The organism is Acinetobacter sp. UBA6720 (assembly GCF_002454215.1).
In the GTDB taxonomy this organism is placed as follows: Bacteria; Pseudomonadota; Gammaproteobacteria; order Pseudomonadales; family Moraxellaceae; genus Acinetobacter.
In genome coordinates, this window is sequence record NZ_DKIK01000076.1 from 1 (window position 1) to 18375 (window position 18375).

An 18375-nucleotide genomic window follows, 5' to 3' on the forward strand; every position below is an offset into this window, starting at 1 on the left:
GAAAGCATCTCTGTCTGCTTTTGACTATATTATTCGTTCTGGGCTGTAACCCTCCCCCTCTCTACCCCCTCTAAAGGCTTATAGGCAACTCAGCTTATAAGCCTTTTTATCACGCTGTTTTTTATAAAAAATTACATATTTTTAACAATAATGTAGTCTGCTTTTCACACAAATTAGATTATATTTTGCCCACCCCCTACTTTTGGGTATAAAACGAAAAGGATAGGAAAAATGAATAAATTACTTATTGCTTTAGGTCTTGCTGCGACTGTTGCTCTTGTTGGTTGTTCAAAAGAAAAAGCACCTGAAACAGGTGCAACGACAGGTGAACACCTTGAGAATGCTGCTGAACAAGCAGGTCATGACATTAACAAAGCTGCAAGTGAAGCAGTATCTGACACTCAAAAAGCTGCAGATGAAGCATCTGCAAAAATTGGTGCTGCCGCTGACGAAGCTGCTGCAAAAACCGAAGCTGCTGCTCAAGATGTGAAAAATGCTTCTAAAGAAGCAACTGCTCATGTTGCTGGTGCAGTTGAACAAGGTGCTGCTGATGTGAAAGAGAAAGCACAACAATAATATCTAATGCCATAAAAAGGCCTCCTACTGGGAGGCTTTTTTATGGTCTGTGCTATAGTAGATGCAGAACGTATTATCAAATAAATCATAATTTTAAAATTTGAGGATGATCTATCACCATGTCTTACTCCCACCATGTTGAACCACATCTCATTCATCGTACAGGTTGGTTACGTGCTGCCGTTTTGGGTGCTAACGATGGCATCATTTCAGTGACCAGTTTAATTATGGGTATGGCTGCGAGTGGTGCATCTAGTCAAACCTTGCTCATTACTTGCATTGCTGGACTCATTTCAGGTGCAAGCTCGATGGCTGCTGGGGAGTATATTTCAGTTAAGTCTCAATCCGATATTGAAGAAGCAGATTTAAAACTTGAAGCTCGAGAACTCGATAAAAACCCACACTTAGAACTAAAAGAACTGACTCAAATTTACATACAACGCGGACTCAATCCCGAACTTGCTCATGAAGTTGCTGTGCAACTCAGTGCACATGATGCACTTTCAGCACATGCACGTGATGAAATAGGCATCCATGAAAATACCAGAGCAAAACCACTACAAGCAGCAGGCTCTTCTGCCCTCGCTTTTTCACTCGGTGCATTGCTTCCAATGCTGGCTATTCTTTTAAGCCCAGAGGGGCATTTAGCACAGTCTGTTGCCATTACAGGAGTACTGTCTTTATTAAGTTTGGGTGCTTTATCGAGCTACTTTTCTGGCACTGCAATCTGGACAGGTGCAATTCGTGTCACCCTTTGGGGCATTTTTGCAATGCTCTTTGCAAGTTGGATTGGTTCACTTTTTAATGTGCATGTCTAAACCCATACTACATTTACCAATCCGTTAAACATTCATAAAAAAATTCTTAAAAAGCCCACAACATTTTGGGCTTTTTACATTCATTCATCAGTATCAATTCAATGCTGCTTTTAAGTTACAACCATAATTCATCGTCTGCTGTACCTGACGATATGTACTATAACGATTGATAATAAAATCATAAAACTGTTCAGGTGAGCTAAAATTTTGCTTTAAGTTTTCTTGTTCAGTATGTGGAATATCCACATCACTGATAAGCTCTAAATTATAATGCCCTAAACGATACATTTCAGCAAAATAACCGTTCATCACATCACAATAAGCAATTTTGCTGGGTTTAAGCGCGCTACGGCTAACCAAATGTTGATTCAATGTTTGAAGATTATTTACATCCAAAGGCAGTTGCTGAGCAAAAGCAACACTTTCTTTTTTCTTTAATTGTTGAAAATCTCGCACTAATTGTTCATTAAGCTGACTAAAGCGCTGTTGCAAATTTGCAGCATCTTTAACGTGATAATGACTCGGATTAACTTTCACGCTAGCTTGATCTGCCTCTGAACATGCAACAAGACTTAGACTTGAAACAATCGCAGCGGTGGAAATGTACTTTATCATGCGATAGACACCTAAAAATAATCATGCTGCGGCATTATGCCCTAAAGCCTTGTTTATGGGCAGTTATATTATTTTCTCATTCAAGTACCGCCAATAGCGCTTAGGTACAAATTGAACATGCAGCTTGAGGTTTTTTCTCGCTTCGATATTGATACTTTTAAAATAATCTTTCCATAATTGATCATACAGTCGTTCATCATCATCCAATTGAATACTAAATGACTGACTATGCCCTACTTTGTAAGCAAGGTCGAGTTGCTCAACCTCCATCTTCACTTGATGCACCGTTGTTAAATCATAATAAATACCGAAATGTCGTTTTTCATCATAAATCAGCCATCTTTGATCTTGATAACGATTTTTAAAATGCCGTTCAATTAAGGGAAGAACATTAAAATCAGGTTGGATGAGACTCAAAAATAATCCATCACGGCATTTTTTAAACCGCACAAAAGCCTCCATACGATGCTTCTCACGACCCACCTGTTTGGCCCACTGCGAAACAGCCAACACATCCGCATGTGCATAGTTTTGGTCAACTACTTGTGTATTTTTAAATATATAAATACAAAAGTTAAAAAGATGCTGATGTGCCTGCTGTTGCTCTGACAGAAAACAATAATAAAAATACCGTAAACTGATGGGGTTGACTCTTTGTCTCAAGCCCTGCCACACTCGCTGTGCATGCTCCTCATTTGAAGCAACCTCAATACACTCATCAAACAAGCTGGCTTGGGAGTTGTTAGATGCAAGCTTGACGTCAAAATCTTTAAACTGAAAGCTTCTATATACACAACTCAGTAGTCCAGTCATGGTTTGATCAAAGCGATAGATCGACATACTAAAAGCCAAAGCCCAGTTGAGGTGAAAGCTGTTTCTGATATTTAGATTGCCCCGATTGCAAAATGTGCTGCCGAATTTGGCTCGCTTGTTGTTCTTTTTTAAACTTTGGCGTGTCTGCACAGCGAATAAAATGCTGTGCCCGATTGTAAGCAATACCCATACGCTTTAGTTGATCGATATGAATCTGCCCAAAACGCCGAGCTTGCACAATTTTTTTAGCCGATTGAACACCTATACCCGGAACACGTAAAATCATACGATAGTCTGCATATTGAATATCGACAGGGAAATGCTCAGGGTTACGCAGTGCCCAGCTTAGCTTCGGGTCAATGTCCAAATCTAAATTCGGATGCTGATCATTCACGATTTCCTGCGCATCAAAACCATAGAAACGCATGAGCCAATCCGACTGGTACAGCCGATTTTCTCTTAATAATGGTGGCGTAGAACCCACGACAGGAAGCATTTTCTCCTGTTCATTGATTGGGATATAACCTGAAAAATATACTCGTTTGAGCTGATACACTTTGTAATGGTGATCTGCCATTAAAATAATATCTTTGTCTGTTTCTTGATGTGCACCTACCACCATCTGTGTAGTTTGACCTGCAGGTACAAACTTCGGTACGTGCCGAATCAAACGTCGTTCATCACTCAACTGAATCAAGCGATCTCGTACAATAGCTAAATCCTTTTGTACCTCAGCATGTGACTTCTCGGGTGCAAACTGCTTTAAGCCAACTTCCGTTGGCATTTCCAAGTTAATACTCATGCGGTCTACATATAAACCAGCCTCGGTAATAATCTCTTGGGAAGCGCCTGGTATCGTTTTTAAATGAATATAACCATTAAAGTTTTCTTCAAGGCGTAACTTTTTCACCACCTGTAGCATTCGCTCCATGGTGAAATCAGCTGATTTGAAAATACCTGAACTGAGAAATAACCCTTCAATATAATTGCGGCGGTAAAAGTTGATGGTTAAATCTACTACTTCTTGTACGGTAAAAGCGGCCCGTTTGACATCGTTAGAGCGTCTAGAAACACAATACGAACAATCAAAAATACATACATTTGAAAATAGAATTTTAAGTAATGAAACACAACGTCCGTCTTCCGTATAACTATGACAGATGCCATTTCCTGTATTACCTAACCCTTTCGCTTTGTTTTTACGATTGCTACCACTAGAGGAGCAGGACACATCATATTTAGCTGCATCAGCTAAAATTTGTAACTTTTCACGAATACGATCGCTCATGACTCACTTCGGTAAAATCAAAAACAAAAGTATAAAAAATTTCGGTCCTAAAACATGTAGAAAGACTGCTTTCAACGACACTGTTTGTCGCTATACAATAAAATATGATACTCAAGGTTTTCTGTATTTTTCGATAAAATAATGAATATTATTTGCCAATTCTGCTGTGCTTGGGCAAAGTGTTGATATGAAAAAGGAGCAAGCACATGTCTTTATTATTAGAACGCCTTGGAATTAAGCATCCTATCTTTCTCGCACCTATGGCAGGTGTCTCTACTCCAGAACTTGCAGCAGAGGTTTCAAATCAAGGTGGACTCGGCTCACTAGGCTTAGGTGCCAACACCGTAGAAACAGCTCATGCACAAATTTTAAAAACTCAAGAACTGACTGAGCAACCATTTCAGGTCAACTTTTTCTGCCATCAAAGTGTTGAACTTGAACCCATAGCATCACAGGCATGGATTGATTTTCTAAGACCTCATTTTGAACAATACCATGCAGAACCCCCTACACAGTTGCACTGTATTTATCCAAGCTTTTTAGACAACGATGACTACTTAAATGTCGTACTCGAAACTCGCCCTAAAGCAGTAAGTTTTCATTTTGGAATCCCACACCCTCATCAAATACAAGCCCTAAAGGATGCGGGTATTTTGACCATGGTCTCTGCAACAAACTTAGCGGAAGCACGGGCAATTGAAGCTGCAGGTATAGATATTATCATTGCGCAAGGCACTGAAGCTGGCGGTCACCGCGGAATATTTAATGAACTTTTTGATAGCGCAATTCGGACTGTCGATCTGGTTCAGCTTTTGGTAGAGCACTGTCAGTGTCCAATTATTGCCGCTGGCGGCATCATGAATGGTGCGCAATCTCAACAAATGTTAAACCTAGGGGCGAGTGCAGTCCAATTGGGTACAGCATTTGTACAGTGTAAAAGTTCAAATGCAAATGATGCCTATCGTCATGCGTTATTTCATGAGCAAATTACGCAAATTAGCGCCAGCATCTCAGGTCGTCCCGCACGAGGACTTCTAGGTCACTGGCATACACAAGTCGACTTACCAAACCGCCCTGCAGTCGCTGCTTATCCATATGCTTATGATCTTGGAAAACAATTACATACTGCTGCAAGTCAACAAGGTGATCACGGCTTTGGTGCTTTTTGGGCTGGAAGCAATGTTTCTCAGATTCGTGAACTTGAAGCTCGTGATTTAATTAATCAACTCTTAGTCGAAATGCAACAAGCCAATTATTAAGTCATTCTATCTTTTAGCTAAGCTCCAATAATGGAGCTTTTTTTTATTTGGTTTCCAATAGATTAACTTGTTCCACCTGCACATCACTCATGGTTTCACCATGCGCAAGCAACTGATCAAAGTAGTCTGCAACCACTTTAAATTGCTCAGTTGTGCTTTCAACTTTATACATGTTTTGGCGGAACTCATTACTTGAGCGTAAGCCTTTGGTGTACCAAGCAATATGTTTACGTGCAATTCGACAGCCAGAGTATTCACCATAAAAACTATACAATTCAGAAAGATGCCCCTGCAACACCTCTTTAACTTCCTGAATATTAGGTGCAGCCAAATGCTCCCCTGTGTCCAAATAATGTGCTATTTCACGGAAGATCCATGGACGCCCTTGCGCTGCACGACCAATCATAATCGCATCTGCGCCAGTATAATCAAGCACATATTTAGCCTTTTCAGGACTATCAATATCTCCGTTGGCAATGACTGGGATTGACAATATTTGTTTGACTTCTTTAATCAGACTGTAACGTGCGGTATGCAAATACATATCTTCCCGAGTACGACCATGCAGTGCTAATGCTGCAATACCCGCCTCTTCTGCGCGCTTCGCCACCCGTAAAATATTTTCATGGCCATTTAAAAAACCTAAACGCGTTTTGAGCGTCACAGGAACATCAACCGCAGCAACAACTTCATCTAAAATACGAGCCACCAAGTCTTCATCTTTTAAAAGTGCAGAGCCTGCCAATTTATTACAGACCTTTTTTGCAGGGCAACCCATATTAATATCTACTATTTGCGCACCATTTGAAACTTGATAGCGCGCGGCTTCAGCAAGCTCTTTGGGATCTGATCCTGCAATTTGTGCAGAAATCGGTGCTAGTTCACCATCAAAATTTGCACGGTATAAACTCTTCTTACTCATGCGAAGTGTCTGATCTGCAGTCATCATTTCGCTGACCGCATGCCCTGCACCAAAATATTTGCATAATGTGCGGAATGGACGATCAGTAACACCTGCCATCGGTGCAACAATCAAATTATTTGAAAGTTGGTATGGGCCAATATACATATAGATTCATCATATTTTCGACCGAAACAGTATACTGCATCTATTCTTTCGGCTCATCTTTTATGATGTGATGTCTATTTATAAGTATAGAATCTTTATATAAGCTTTAACTACATGACCAGTTTGTAAAATCTGCAAATACAATATTATAAGTCTTAGTCAACTATTGTCGCCCATGGAAGAAGCTCTATAGGAGCACAATAAAATAGAAACTTTATTCAGTTTGCTGAAAGGGGCTTACAATCTAGTGACGACTAGACGAGAAGCATTGCAGGCTATTTGACGAGATTCATACTTCTTTATGTGCTTATCAAATATGTCATCAAAATAAGCCGATGATTCGTATTATGGAAATATCGACTTAAATAGGTTGCGGGTTCTTTAATATTCTATGAAGTCTAACAATTAATAAATACATGATGTGAATTTTCGAAAATACCAAAATTCACCTTTAAATTGCATTTCCATCTAAACGATAAATTCATTTAGGAGTTTAAAACTCCTAGATAAATTTACCTAAAATATAAATAATTAAAGTTAAAAATATTCATCATAATTATATAAATAACTCTCAAATATACCTTGCCCATTTAACAGACACTGTTTCGGTTTCATCACTACTTTCTGAATCATTATTACCTGTATTCGGAACAGTAATTGTATTCTGATCACTCGTTGTTCCATTAAAATCAATAGTTGTACTACCACCTAAAGTAGAACCAGTATTTTTTCCTAATGCTGCGGCGAGAATTGAACCTTTTACAATAGTTTGCCCACCAGTAATAAGCCTATTACCTGCAATAACATTTCCCTCAATTGTTGCTTGAGATGTTAAAGTTATATCTCCGCCTATATATGTTGCAGAACATTGTGCTGTGGAACTGGTATCCGTACAAGAGCCTGCAATTAAGGCGATGTTAGCAATACTAGCCAAACTCAATGTATCTTTTGATGCACACAAATTTGTAGGCGTTGGAAAATACGATGATCCACACACAACAGAAGCACCCGCATAGTTTGGTGCTTTCATAGATATGCTACCACCATAATTAATATTACCTGTTGAAATAATTGTGTTTGCATAGTTCCCCATTTCTAAGTTTACAGATGTGCCCTTAAAAAATATTACGCCACTAGCAATCGAACTTTCTGAATTTTGCATATCTCTTAATGTCCAGATACCATTAGAATAACTTATGATCTCGTTCACCCAGCCATATTTTTTGGCAAAGTTTGCCACAATACTGCTTGTACAAAAGTTATCCGAATCTACCTCTTTACATAAATACCCCCATGACTGAGAATAATTTATTTTTGTTTTGCCTAAATGATAACTACCTTCGGCTACGCCATTTACATTTCTAACATAAACTAAAATTTGATTCTGACTATTTACACTAAATACATAATTTGCCTGTTCCTCATAAGCAGACGCATTGATGAGAGGTTTCTCATCCATGGTCACCGTAACGAGTGCTCCTGTTGGAAAAGCAACTTTTGTGCCCGTAGCTACTTGTGTTAATTTATCAGCCGCATTCGTAGGGCATGACATAAAGTTTACGGCAGCTATATTCGTAAAATTATTCCAGTAAGGACTTACACAGGTAAAAACACCACCACTTTTTGCAGTATTAAGCTGATTCCAAACATTATATTTAATATCGGAATTTGCTAATGAATTCAAAATAGTTCCATTGTTAACGGTTATTTTATTTCCCGCTGTCGCCTTAGTAATGGTTGGGTTTGTGTCAACAGTGATGGAACCCTTGGTATCAATACTATTAAAATTACCACTACTTTTGATATTTACATCACCATCAGCATAAATATCTTTTACAGCAACACCGCCTGTTGTCGTAACACTCCCTTTTGCGGAAACCAGTGATGCTGTCCCGCTAGCATTTAAATTTACATTCCCATTTGAATAAATATTTTCCAGACCTGTAATCCCCCCTCCACCAATGTTCACATCTCCGAGTACTTTGAGCTCTTTAATTCCAGTTAAACCTGAACTAGTCGAAAAATTGCCAGAAACATTAACAATAGCCCGATCTCCAACATTAGAAAATGTAATGCCACCATTAGCATTAAGATCACCATAGAAGTTCATCGCACTTGGTAACTTTGTTGTATTTCCAGAACTTTGATGGTCCGAACCTGAACCCTCTGAAAACAAAATTTCATAAACGACTTGTATAGTTGATGATGATTCGGATTTATCGCTAATATTCTGAATGTTCGCAGTGACTTGATATATTTCGGGTGTTGTTCCCTGCGCTTTTACTTTGACATTATTTACATTTAATGTACGACCTTCTGGAATATTTAAGGTAAATGTTTGGGGAGATTTTTCCAAGTTTGAAAAATCATCCTGACTCAACGTTTTTAGATATTTGCGGAATATTTCGACGCCAGACCACGCACCAGATTGGGCATTAGTCAATGCATGACTCGATACTAATGTACGTTGCGAGATATTTATATAATATGCTGTCCCTAAAGCTGATACCGCAACAGCTAATCCTACAAGTAAAACGATTAAAACTGTTGCAAAGCCATGCTGTGACATTGGGCGCTGTTTATTCCTGATTATCATTTCTTTTCCTAAGACACAATATTGACAATACAAACAGGTACTTTTACTTGGCCTAATCCTGCAATTTTTTGTGTGCTAGTTTGTGCTGAAATCATTATAAGTGGGTGAGAAACACTATCACTTGAACCACCAACACCAAATGGCGTGCAAGTTGATACCGTTTGTTCAAAGCTAATTTGATTCGGGTTCGACTGATCTGAAGAGTAATCATCAAGTTCAGCCAAATTTGTCTGAATCTTCCATTTAAATGAACCTAAATTCGCTGTTTCATTACAGTCAGCTCCAGCATCATCTAAAAGTCCTTTTAACAATACAAACCTACGCTTTTTATTGTTAGAATTCTCTACATCTGCTAAACCTTGGCAGGAAATTTTTGTTCCCAATTTTAACCGCCAAAGAACAACCTTTACACTTTTTGACTCCATCTGAAGAGTCGTTGACAGTAAGTTTGATGACCCATCAAGACCAAATCCTGCATTTTGTAAAAGCATTTGGGCTGTCGTTAAACCACTTTGCAACTGAGTATCATGCGTCGATGCTTTGCGAGACTCAACACCTGCTTTTACGATAGTCCTGTAAGCACTTAATACAGCCAAAATACATAAGATACCTATGAGCAATCCAACCAAAAGGCTAATTAAAGTAACACCTGATTGATTATTCACTACAAAGACTCCCCTACAGTGACCTTGCCACCAAGTAAAGTACTTTCAATTTCAAATTTAACTGGTTGCCGCTCAGAAACCGTTCCATTAAGACTTATATTGGTACTATTTACAGTAACATTCATTGACTCACATATTACTGTGACTTCTGACGCATTCTTTTCATTGGGCAAATTAATGGTTGGATGAGCACTACCACTGCACCAATCTTCCTTTTCACTAACAGATGCATTTTGAAGTTTTGTACGTAGCTCATTAATTACAATATATTGAAGATTATTTTGTTGCTGGCTGACCAGCATTCGCCCCGTACTATATACTGCTCCCAAAATAACGATACTAGATAATGCTACTGCAATGAGTGCTTCTAACAAACCAACGCCTTTTTGCACTTTTTTAGCTAAGATCATATGCTTCACTAAGGGATCCACTACTTACCACCAAAGATAAATTTGTTTTACAATTTTCCGTGACTTCAGTAATGACTTGCCCTAGATTATTAAAGGCGAAACATTTGAAATCAGTCGAACTAACATTCTTAATTTCTATTGCTTGGTTTAATGCATAAGCAAAAACTATAGGGCTAGTACAACTTGCAGATTCTGTTGAAGTTGCTTTATGGACTGATAATTTCTTAGCACTTAAATCAAAACAAATTTGGCTAGCAGCCAAATCAGCTGTTTGAGCATATTCATTTCTGATCGCTGTTGCTCTTGCTAACCCCATAGCACTTTTCAATGACATAGTTGCTTTATCTAATTCAGCTTGTTTAGACCACAACCCTGTTAAGGACGCTGCTCCCACAACCAGAATCGCTAAAATAGTAATAGCAATCATTAACTCAATCAGACTAACTCCTGACTGCCTAGATCGCTGAATTACCATGTGCTTGTACCATTACAACTCGTAGTAGCTGTTCTTTCATTCGTATTTTTGATTTTTAAAGTACAACCAACTAAGTTACTCGAATCTTTAGCTGTAGCTATTAATTCATATCCTTTACCGCTATCCACTTTTTTGCTAGAAAACTCAAAAATATCTGTTTTACTGGCTGACCACTGAGGAAAAGCTGAAGTAGCAATCAATGCATTCGTATTTGCATAATCCTGATCAGGATAAGATAAATTACGTTGATAATAATTTTCAAAAACCAAACTTAACGAAACAAGATCTGCCTGAGCAGCTCTAATATTTGTTTTCTTAATATAGCTTTGGTAGGAAGGAAGTGCTATTGCAGCCAAAATAGCGACTATAACAACTGTTATCATTAACTCTATTAGGGTAAAACCAGAGATTTTAGGCAGATTAGCACTAAATTTAGGATGCATACGAAGTAGACATATGATTTATAACAAAGAATTTAAATTATCACATTAACCAATCATTTTTTCAACAAATTAAACAATAAAATATTTTATTAAGTTAAGCTTAATAAAATATTAATAATAAAGTGCATTCAGTCTAGCTGGATATTAATTGTAATAATAGTCTATGTTCTTTTAAATATAACACTTTCGGTTTAATATATTTACTTATTTTCTACAGAAAAATCATTAAGAAAATAAACCCAATATAAAGTTATATTTAATGATCTTGCTGTAATAAAATTAAATATTAAACAAAAAAGTAACAATTACATTTGATATTATTATAATTTTCATTAAAACATAAAAAAACCAGTGACTATAAGGTGTCTATCGACGTCCAAGAGCAACATTAATTATAAAAAACCTTATAAAATACCAACTAAAAAAGTCAGGATTTAAAATTAAACCTAGACTATAAAACAAACTCCTTATTCTGATTCATTGATACCTATATATTCAAAAAAGTGTATAAATCCTATTTTAATGCAAAAAATTATGACTAAATGATAGTTAATATTTTCATCAGAATTAGCGCGTATCAAATGCTATTTTTAAAAATAAATCCACCTAAAAATCACTTAGATTACCAATGAAGATTTGAACTCTCTATACTTATAAAAATCATATTTTCACAACAATCAAAGAACAAAAAACATGTTCCAAAACCCTATTGGTATTACCATTGTAACTAATAAAGAATATGCATAAATCATTACATTCACATCTCTCTCACAAAAAAAAGAATATCTCCCCATTACCAGAACCGAAGGTCTAAATAGTTAGAAAATCAATATCAAAAACAATTAACTAATAAATGATAATAAAATCAATAAATTAAACAAAAAAATTAATTAAAAACTGTAAATGAAATGCTTCTTAGCTTTTAAGACTTATAGAAGAACATCTAAATCAGCCTAAAAAACACTCACCCATAGAAGAAAAATCATGCAAATCATCTACACCAATTGAATCCAAATTCATGATTGTGTTATTAATATCTTCTACTTTTATTATAAAGAAATATAGAGGCTAACTCTAATATGTCTCAAGATTTTGAATATAAAAAACCCAGCCTAACTGAGCTAAATAGTTTAATGACTATGGCAATCCAACAATCATTTAATGCAATTGTCATAACAGATGCCTCTTTTGAAAAAGAAGGTCCAAATATTATTTTCTGCAACCCTGCTTTTTGTAAAATGACAGGCTACAGTGAAAATGAACTAATTGGCCAATCACCTCGTATTTTACAAGGTCATGATACAGACCCTGCTGTAATTCATGAGCTGAAACGTTGCTTAATCGAGGGGAAATTTTTTCATAACAATACAATTAATTATCGTAAAGACAAAACTGCATATCATGTAGAATGGAATATTTCTCCTATAAAAAATGAGTTTGGAAAAATCACTCATTTTGTATCTGTTCAACGGGATATTAGTGAAAAGAATGAAAATCTGAAGTATCAAACAATGCTGATTGCGACAATAAATACAACTCCAGATACAATAGTAATCACAGATGATCAAGCTAAAATCCAATTTATTAATCATGCAACAGAAACACTTTCAGGATACACCTTTGCTGACCTAAAAGATGAACCTATAACAAAACTATACCCTAGTAATCAACAACTTATAGAAATAAGAAAAATAAAAAAGCAGAAAGTTGAAAATACATGTGATGCCGAAGATAAAAATGATCATTCTGAAAAGCACTTTTTAGATCTGATTTCCTCTCCTCTAAAAGATCATAATGGAAAAATCACCCACTATGTCAGTATCGGTAGAAACATTAATCATCATATTCAGCTTAAGAGCCAACTGGAAGAATGGGCCAATTATGATAGTCTGACCAACATTTTCAACCGTCGATATGGTGAACGTTTATTAGATACTCTTCAAAAAGATATGTGTGCTGAAGATAATTCTTGTTGTGTGCTACTGGCTGATATTGATTATTTTAAAACGATCAATGACTCATACGGACATGCCCTAGGTGATGCAGTATTACAACAAGTAATCAATGAACTCTCCAAAAATTTGCGCAGCAGAGACACCCTCATTCGTTGGGGTGGAGATGAAATCTTGATAGTACTATCAGATATAAAACTGGTTTTAGCGTTAAAAATGGCAGAACGCTTACGGACAGTTATTGCTTCTTGCGCATTTCCAGTTGTCCAAAAAGTTACGATGTCTTTTGGAGTTGTTGCTTGGAAAAGGAAAGAATTGAAAAAGAGTGTTTTGCATAGAGCTGATGAACAATTATATATATCGAAAAGAAATGGCCGTAATTGCATATCACCAAAATTCCCACCCTAGTCTCAAATTAAATATACAAGCAAATGCATCTGAATTTTCGTAGTCCTACCCCTCTAAATCCTGAAGCTCAATACATCTCCAAAGCTTTAAAGGAGTTTTATGATCCACACTTAAATTCAAAACAAAACCCTCACCATGTTGAAAGTCGACTGCTGAAGATAAAAATTTTCCTTTAGGCATATTTCTTTGCCCCAACAACACAAAGTACAGCAGCCAAAGTTACAACTAACATCGTCCAACTTACTGTTTCGTGTAACAACCATCCTGCCAATGCAAGCCCAATAAAAGGCTGAAATAATTGCAGTTGCCCCACAGCTGCAATTCCACCCTGTGCCAATCCACGATACCAAAAAACAAAACCCAACAACATGCTAAAAAATGAAACATATCCCAATGCAATCCATGCAGATGTACTAGTAGCATGAAAAGATGCTGGCATCGTAAATAGTGTTAAAAATAACATCGGCGGCAAAGATAAAACCAAAGACCAACTTATTACTTGCCAACCGCCTAAATTTCGAGATAATTTCGCACCTTCTGCATAACCCAATCCACACAGAATAATTGCTATAAGCATGAGAATATCCCCCTTCCAAGAAACTCCCATATCCCCAGTAGCAGCATAACCTGCGACAAAAGATGCTCCAGCAAGTGCAAATAACCAAAAATATGGTTTGGGACGCTCCCCACCACGTATAACAGCAAATATTGCGGTACAAATAGGTAACAGACCTAAAAAAACAATTGAATGTGCAGATGTAACAGACTGTAGTGCAAAAGCTGTTAACAATGGAAAACCTATCACTACACCTATTGCAGTGACCACAAGTGAAGGAATCTCCTTTTTCTGTGGATGTGGCTGACGGAATAATAGGAGTAAGGCTAACCCAAATACTCCTGCAATTGTGGCACGGGCACTGGTCAAAAAAATCGGTGTAAAATCTGCAATCGCTACGCGTGTTGCAGGTAGAGATCCAGCAAAAATTACAACACCAATCAATCCATTGATCCAACCATTTTTCAGTACTTTCATTTAACAGGTCTCAAATATTCAACCACTCAAGTTGAACATGAATCCCTCTTTTTAAACCAGAAACAATTCAGTACAATTATTAGAAACTGTTATGTATATAAATCCAATACAGCTTAGAGTGAAGTCATGCGAAGCCATACCCGTATTAATGCAGTCATGCAAGAAATTAAGCTAAAAATTACTTCTCGTACTTATTTACCAGGTCATCGACTCCCTTCTGTCCGGCTCCAAGCTCGAACAATGCATGTGTCAATTTCTACCGTTGTTGAGGCTTATGAACGTTTAATTGCGGAAGGCATGATTATTTCCAAAGCTGGTTCTGGCTTTTATGTCTCAGGACCAATCGCTCCTCTTTCGTTGACTCAAATTGAACCTCAGCTTGATCGGGAGGTCGATCCTTTATGGGTCTCTAGACAAGCTCTTGAAACAGGCGTTAATGTTTTAAAACCAGGATGTGGGTGGCTCCCGCCAGACTGGTTATATGAAACAGGGGTGAGACGTGCACTTCGGACTATGGCAAAAGCAGATTCACTAGAGTTAGTCGAATACGCAACACCACTAGGGCACCCAGAATTAAGACAATTTATTTCGCGTCGCTTAAGTTCAGTTAAAATTGATGCATGTTCCAATCAAATCATGCTCACGGAATCAGGGACTCAAGCAATTGATTTAATATGCCGGCTGTTATTAGAAGCAGGCGATACTGTTATTGTCGATGACCCATGTTATTTTAACTTTCATGCTCTGCTAAAAGCCCATCGTATTAAAATTATCAGTGTGCCTTACACCCCCATAGGCCCTGATCTAAAAGTGTTTGAATCCATTCTAGAAGAACACTCCCCGCGACTGTATATTACAAATTCAGGTATTCATAACCCTACAGGTGCAGTGCTTTCCCCAGTAATCGCTCATCGTTTGTTAAAGCTAATTGATCAGACTAATTTAGTCATTGTTGAAGATGACATCTTCGCAGACTTCGAACAAAGTCCCGCTCCTCGTTTAGCCTCTTTTGATGGGCTAAATCGCGTCATACACATCAGTAGTTTTTCCAAAACAATTTCTGCATCTATACGTTGTGGCTACATCGCAGCCAAAGAATCTTGGATTGAAAATTTGATAGATTTAAAAATAGCCACTTCTTTTGGGGGAGGAAGGCTGGCTGCTGACATGGCGCTAATTGCATTAAAAGACAGCGGTTATCGAAAACATATGGAAAACATTCGCGCACGATTAGCGTATGAAATGCTGCAAGTAGCTACCAAACTTGAAGCATTGAAAATTCAGCCATGGATCATGCCACAATCAGGTATGTTTTTATGGTGTAAACTTCCCGATGGTTTGGATGCAGCCGTTATTGCTAGAGAATGTTTAAAAGATGGGGTGGTATTAGCCCCTGGAAATGCATTTAGCCAATCATTGAGTGCTCAAAACTTTTTAAGATTTAATGTTGCCCAATCTAGGGATGAACACATTTTTTCGACTTTAAAGAAAGTTCTTGCACAGTATTCTGTTGAGTTATAAATAAAACGAGAAAACCTAATCTCTTTATTTCCAACATATAACAAAGAACAGTCTTAATCCTTATTTTGGCTATAGACCTCACATGACAACCATACTCAATCAAATGATTTGACAGTTATCATCAACCAATATACATATAAAATTCATCACTTTTTCGACCAACATAGTATACTGCATCTGCTGTTCTAGCTTGTCTTTTATCATGTGTTCTCTATTTATGAATAAAAAGCTGTTTCTTTCTTCTGGTTTAAAAACATTAAGTGTCTTGGCCATATCTATAGGCTTAACCGCCTGTGGTGATCGCTCATGGTGGACAGATGATGAGCCAAAGCTCAATGCCGAGCAAATTGCCCGTATCATTCCAGCACGTGTCAATGATCGAAGCTCATGGGCAAAAGACATCTACGAAATTTCAGAACAGTTAGGTATTCCTCAAAACAAAGAGAATATGTGTTCAATTATTGCTGTAGTCGATCAAGAGTCGAATTTTGTGGCTGACCCAGAGGTCTATGGTCTAGGCGAGAAAGCAGTAAAAGAAGTTCAAGAACGCTTGGATGAAAAATTTAAAGATAAACTGGGTGATGCCATTGGTGGCACCATTGCAGGCTATTTTCAGCAGGTACTAAAAGAACAGCCAAGCCCTGAAGATAACTATTTAAGCCAAATGCGTCGTGTCAAAACAGAACGTCAGTTGGATGAGCTTTACCGTGAAATTTTTGACTATATGTCTAATCATTATCACGTCAGTGCTTTGACTGGAGCCGCTAAACTTGTAGGGCAAGACGTTGGTGAAAAAATGAACCCCGTTACAACCCTTGGATCAATGCAAGTACACATTGGCTATGCTAAAGAACATAAACGCGAAGGTGGTAGTATGGCTGACTTGCGTACAGACCTTTATAGCCAGTATGGGGGGCTTTACTATGGTATCCATCGACTCATGATGTACCCTGCTGACTATGACAAACCCCTTTATCGCTTTGCTGACTATAACTCAGGCATGTACTCTAGCCGAAATGCTGCGTTCCAAAGCATGCTAAATGACTTAACTGAAGCAGAACTTGATTTAGACGGCGACTTGTTACTTTATGGCAAAGATGGCTCCCCTAAGTCGGCAAAAAGCCAGTCTGAACGTGAATTGATTACGGTGTTTGCTCAACATAACATTTTGGTTACACCCCGTCAGATTCGCTCAGATTTAAAGAAAGAAAAAGAGAAAAAGTTTGAAGATACGGCAACTTATCGTGCAGTAACCAAACTTTATCAAGAGGTCACAAAAAAGGAACCTTTCTATGCCATGATGCCTGAAGTCGTGATTTCTGGTCCAAAGTTGAGTCGTGATTACAATACAAATTGGTTTGCAACCCGTGTCAATGGACGTTACCAATCATGCATGCAACGCTCAAAGCGCATAAAAATTTAGCTTTATTTGACTTTGATGGCACCCTGTATGGAAAAGACAGTTTTACAGGGTTCATTTTCTATGTGCATTCAAAGCGGCATATTGCTTTACAAGGGCTAAAAGTCCTCCCCTATATTCAAAGCTATTATTTAGGTTTTTATCCTGCACATCAAATGCGCCCGAAACTTTTTCAGGCCATGTTTAAACAGGCCGAAATTAAGGAAATTGATATGCATGCAAAGCTCTATGCAGAGCGCCTCATGCAAGGTCTTAATCCTGCGTTGTATAGCCAACTTAAACAACACCAAAACTTAGGCGATGATGTTGTCTTAGTCTCCGCTTCAATTGATATTTATTTAAAATATGTGTGTGAAATACTCTCGATTGATTTGATCTGCACGCAGGTAGAACAAAATCAACAGCGTTATACGGGACGCTATCTAACTCCTGATTGTAGCTGTGAGCAAAAGGCTGTCCGTATCCAAGAAAAATATGAGCTTGATCGCTACCATGCTGTTTATGCTTATGGCAACAGTGTTGAAGATATGCAAATGTTGTCCTTAGCCGATTTCACTTATTTTGCTGGAACAGATGCACAGCTTCCTGACCTCTCTAATCACCCCAATCATCGGCAAATTAGTTAATTATTAAGGCGTGCTTAATATTTAACCATATTAAAATTTTAAATATATTTATTATTAAAATTCAGCCATCTTTATTTACCAAAAAATATATTTATGATAAATTTTTACGAATAAAAATATTTTTGAAAACCATCCCACTTTATTATAAAAAGGCATCAATATGGATCAGTTTTCTCCACCAAAGTATGTCAAGGGTCTTTCTATCAAATTTGGTGAGAGCCCTTTTGTGCTATTGGCGCAGTTTGCTTTTAATGCATCTAAACAAAAATGGTTAAAACATGAAATTGAGCATGTACTCCACATCGCAAAACAAGGTGATTACGATCATTTAGTAAAAACCTTACGTCAATTTATTAAATAGCATAAAAAAGCCACTTCATATGAAGTG

18 protein-coding genes and 1 pseudogene are annotated in these 18375 nt (G+C 37.5%); 9 read left to right on the top strand and 10 right to left on the bottom strand.

Annotated elements, in window-relative coordinates; translation table 11 throughout:
• The first annotated feature begins 231 nt into the window (after nucleotides 1–231).
• Together B4F08_RS06550 and B4F08_RS06555 are read left to right on the top strand one after the other, a co-directional pair.
• Complete coding sequence (locus tag B4F08_RS06550) at nucleotides 232–576, top strand: hypothetical protein (RefSeq protein WP_291373869.1); 345 nt, start codon at nucleotides 232–234, stop codon at nucleotides 574–576.
• A gap of 119 nt (nucleotides 577–695) precedes the next feature.
• Nucleotides 696–1394, top strand: a complete 699-nt coding sequence (locus tag B4F08_RS06555) for a VIT1/CCC1 transporter family protein (protein WP_291373870.1) — start codon at nucleotides 696–698, stop codon at nucleotides 1392–1394.
• Nucleotides 1395–1487: 93 nt separating this feature from the next.
• Here B4F08_RS06555 and B4F08_RS06560 read toward each other — a convergent pair whose 3' ends face one another.
• The 3 genes from B4F08_RS06560 to B4F08_RS06570 form a co-directional block, all read right to left on the bottom strand.
• Entirely contained in the window at nucleotides 1488–2009 is a 522-nt protein-coding gene (locus B4F08_RS06560; protein WP_291373871.1) for a hypothetical protein, read from the bottom strand.
• A 63-nt stretch (nucleotides 2010–2072) separates the two neighbouring features.
• Nucleotides 2073–2849, bottom strand: a complete 777-nt coding sequence (locus tag B4F08_RS06565; protein ID WP_291373872.1) for a TIGR03915 family putative DNA repair protein — start codon at nucleotides 2847–2849, stop codon at nucleotides 2073–2075.
• A gap of 1 nt (nucleotide 2850) precedes the next feature.
• A complete protein-coding gene (locus B4F08_RS06570) occupies nucleotides 2851–4110 on the bottom strand; it encodes a putative DNA modification/repair radical SAM protein (RefSeq protein ID WP_291373873.1) in 1260 nt (419 codons plus the stop codon).
• Nucleotides 4111–4316: 206 nt separating this feature from the next.
• Here B4F08_RS06570 and B4F08_RS06575 point away from each other — a divergent pair, with 206 nt between their 5' ends.
• Nucleotides 4317–5369 (top strand): NAD(P)H-dependent flavin oxidoreductase, encoded by a 1053-nt coding sequence (locus tag B4F08_RS06575; protein ID WP_291373874.1) that lies wholly within the window; start codon nucleotides 4317–4319, stop codon nucleotides 5367–5369.
• 43 nt (nucleotides 5370–5412) lie between these two features.
• Here the strand turns inward: B4F08_RS06575 and dusB are convergent, their stop codons facing one another.
• Entirely contained in the window at nucleotides 5413–6438 is a 1026-nt protein-coding gene (dusB, locus tag B4F08_RS06580; RefSeq protein WP_291373875.1) for a tRNA dihydrouridine synthase DusB, read from the bottom strand.
• A 193-nt stretch (nucleotides 6439–6631) separates the two neighbouring features.
• Here dusB and B4F08_RS06585 point away from each other — a divergent pair.
• A pseudogene (locus B4F08_RS06585) lies at nucleotides 6632–6803 on the top strand (IS982 family transposase); the annotation flags it as partial.
• Between the two features lie 206 nt (nucleotides 6804–7009).
• Here the strand turns inward: B4F08_RS06585 and B4F08_RS06590 are convergent.
• Genes B4F08_RS06590 through B4F08_RS06610 form a run of 5 tightly spaced genes read right to left on the bottom strand, consistent with a single transcriptional unit; the run spans nucleotide 7010 to nucleotide 11027 of the window.
• A complete protein-coding gene (locus B4F08_RS06590) occupies nucleotides 7010–9007 on the bottom strand; it encodes a hypothetical protein (RefSeq protein WP_291373876.1) in 1998 nt (665 codons plus the stop codon).
• A 35-nt stretch (nucleotides 9008–9042) separates the two neighbouring features.
• Entirely contained in the window at nucleotides 9043–9699 is a 657-nt protein-coding gene (locus B4F08_RS06595) for a hypothetical protein (RefSeq protein ID WP_110975871.1), read from the bottom strand.
• The gene (locus B4F08_RS06600; RefSeq protein WP_110975870.1) at nucleotides 9699–10109 is read right to left on the bottom strand and encodes a PulJ/GspJ family protein; all 411 of its coding nucleotides are present in this window, start codon (nucleotides 10107–10109) and stop codon (nucleotides 9699–9701) included. Before B4F08_RS06600 ends, B4F08_RS06595 begins: the two co-directional genes overlap by 1 nt.
• Nucleotides 10096–10584: a pilus assembly FimT family protein gene (locus B4F08_RS06605; protein ID WP_110975869.1), complete on the bottom strand. Its 489-nt coding sequence runs from the start codon at nucleotides 10582–10584 to the stop codon at nucleotides 10096–10098. The genes B4F08_RS06600 and B4F08_RS06605 overlap by 14 nt, the downstream gene beginning before the upstream one ends.
• Nucleotides 10578–11027: a type IV pilin protein gene (locus tag B4F08_RS06610; RefSeq protein ID WP_110975868.1), complete on the bottom strand. Its 450-nt coding sequence runs from the start codon at nucleotides 11025–11027 to the stop codon at nucleotides 10578–10580. The genes B4F08_RS06605 and B4F08_RS06610 overlap by 7 nt, the downstream gene beginning before the upstream one ends.
• Nucleotides 11028–12106: 1079 nt before the next feature.
• On the opposite strand from B4F08_RS06610, the gene B4F08_RS06615 reads away from it, so the two are divergent.
• Complete coding sequence (locus B4F08_RS06615; RefSeq protein ID WP_291373877.1) at nucleotides 12107–13387, top strand: sensor domain-containing diguanylate cyclase; 1281 nt, start codon at nucleotides 12107–12109, stop codon at nucleotides 13385–13387.
• Between the two features lie 172 nt (nucleotides 13388–13559).
• Here B4F08_RS06615 and B4F08_RS06620 read toward each other — a convergent pair whose 3' ends face one another.
• A complete protein-coding gene (locus B4F08_RS06620; RefSeq protein ID WP_291373878.1) occupies nucleotides 13560–14420 on the bottom strand; it encodes a DMT family transporter in 861 nt (286 codons plus the stop codon).
• Between the two features lie 126 nt (nucleotides 14421–14546).
• Between B4F08_RS06620 and B4F08_RS06625 the strand changes: the two genes are divergently transcribed.
• The 4 genes from B4F08_RS06625 (at nucleotide 14547) to B4F08_RS06640 (ending at nucleotide 18348) form a co-directional block, all read left to right on the top strand.
• Complete coding sequence (locus B4F08_RS06625) at nucleotides 14547–15941, top strand: PLP-dependent aminotransferase family protein (protein ID WP_086209354.1); 1395 nt, start codon at nucleotides 14547–14549, stop codon at nucleotides 15939–15941.
• Nucleotides 15942–16158: 217 nt separating this feature from the next.
• The gene (locus tag B4F08_RS06630) at nucleotides 16159–17364 is read left to right on the top strand and encodes a DUF1615 family protein (protein WP_291373879.1); all 1206 of its coding nucleotides are present in this window, start codon (nucleotides 16159–16161) and stop codon (nucleotides 17362–17364) included.
• Nucleotides 17331–17987 (top strand): HAD-IB family hydrolase, encoded by a 657-nt coding sequence (locus B4F08_RS06635; RefSeq protein WP_119063822.1) that lies wholly within the window; start codon nucleotides 17331–17333, stop codon nucleotides 17985–17987. Before B4F08_RS06630 ends, B4F08_RS06635 begins: the two co-directional genes overlap by 34 nt.
• A gap of 160 nt (nucleotides 17988–18147) precedes the next feature.
• The gene (locus B4F08_RS06640; RefSeq protein ID WP_291373880.1) at nucleotides 18148–18348 is read left to right on the top strand and encodes a hypothetical protein; all 201 of its coding nucleotides are present in this window, start codon (nucleotides 18148–18150) and stop codon (nucleotides 18346–18348) included.
• The last annotated feature ends 27 nt before the right edge of the window (nucleotides 18349–18375 follow it).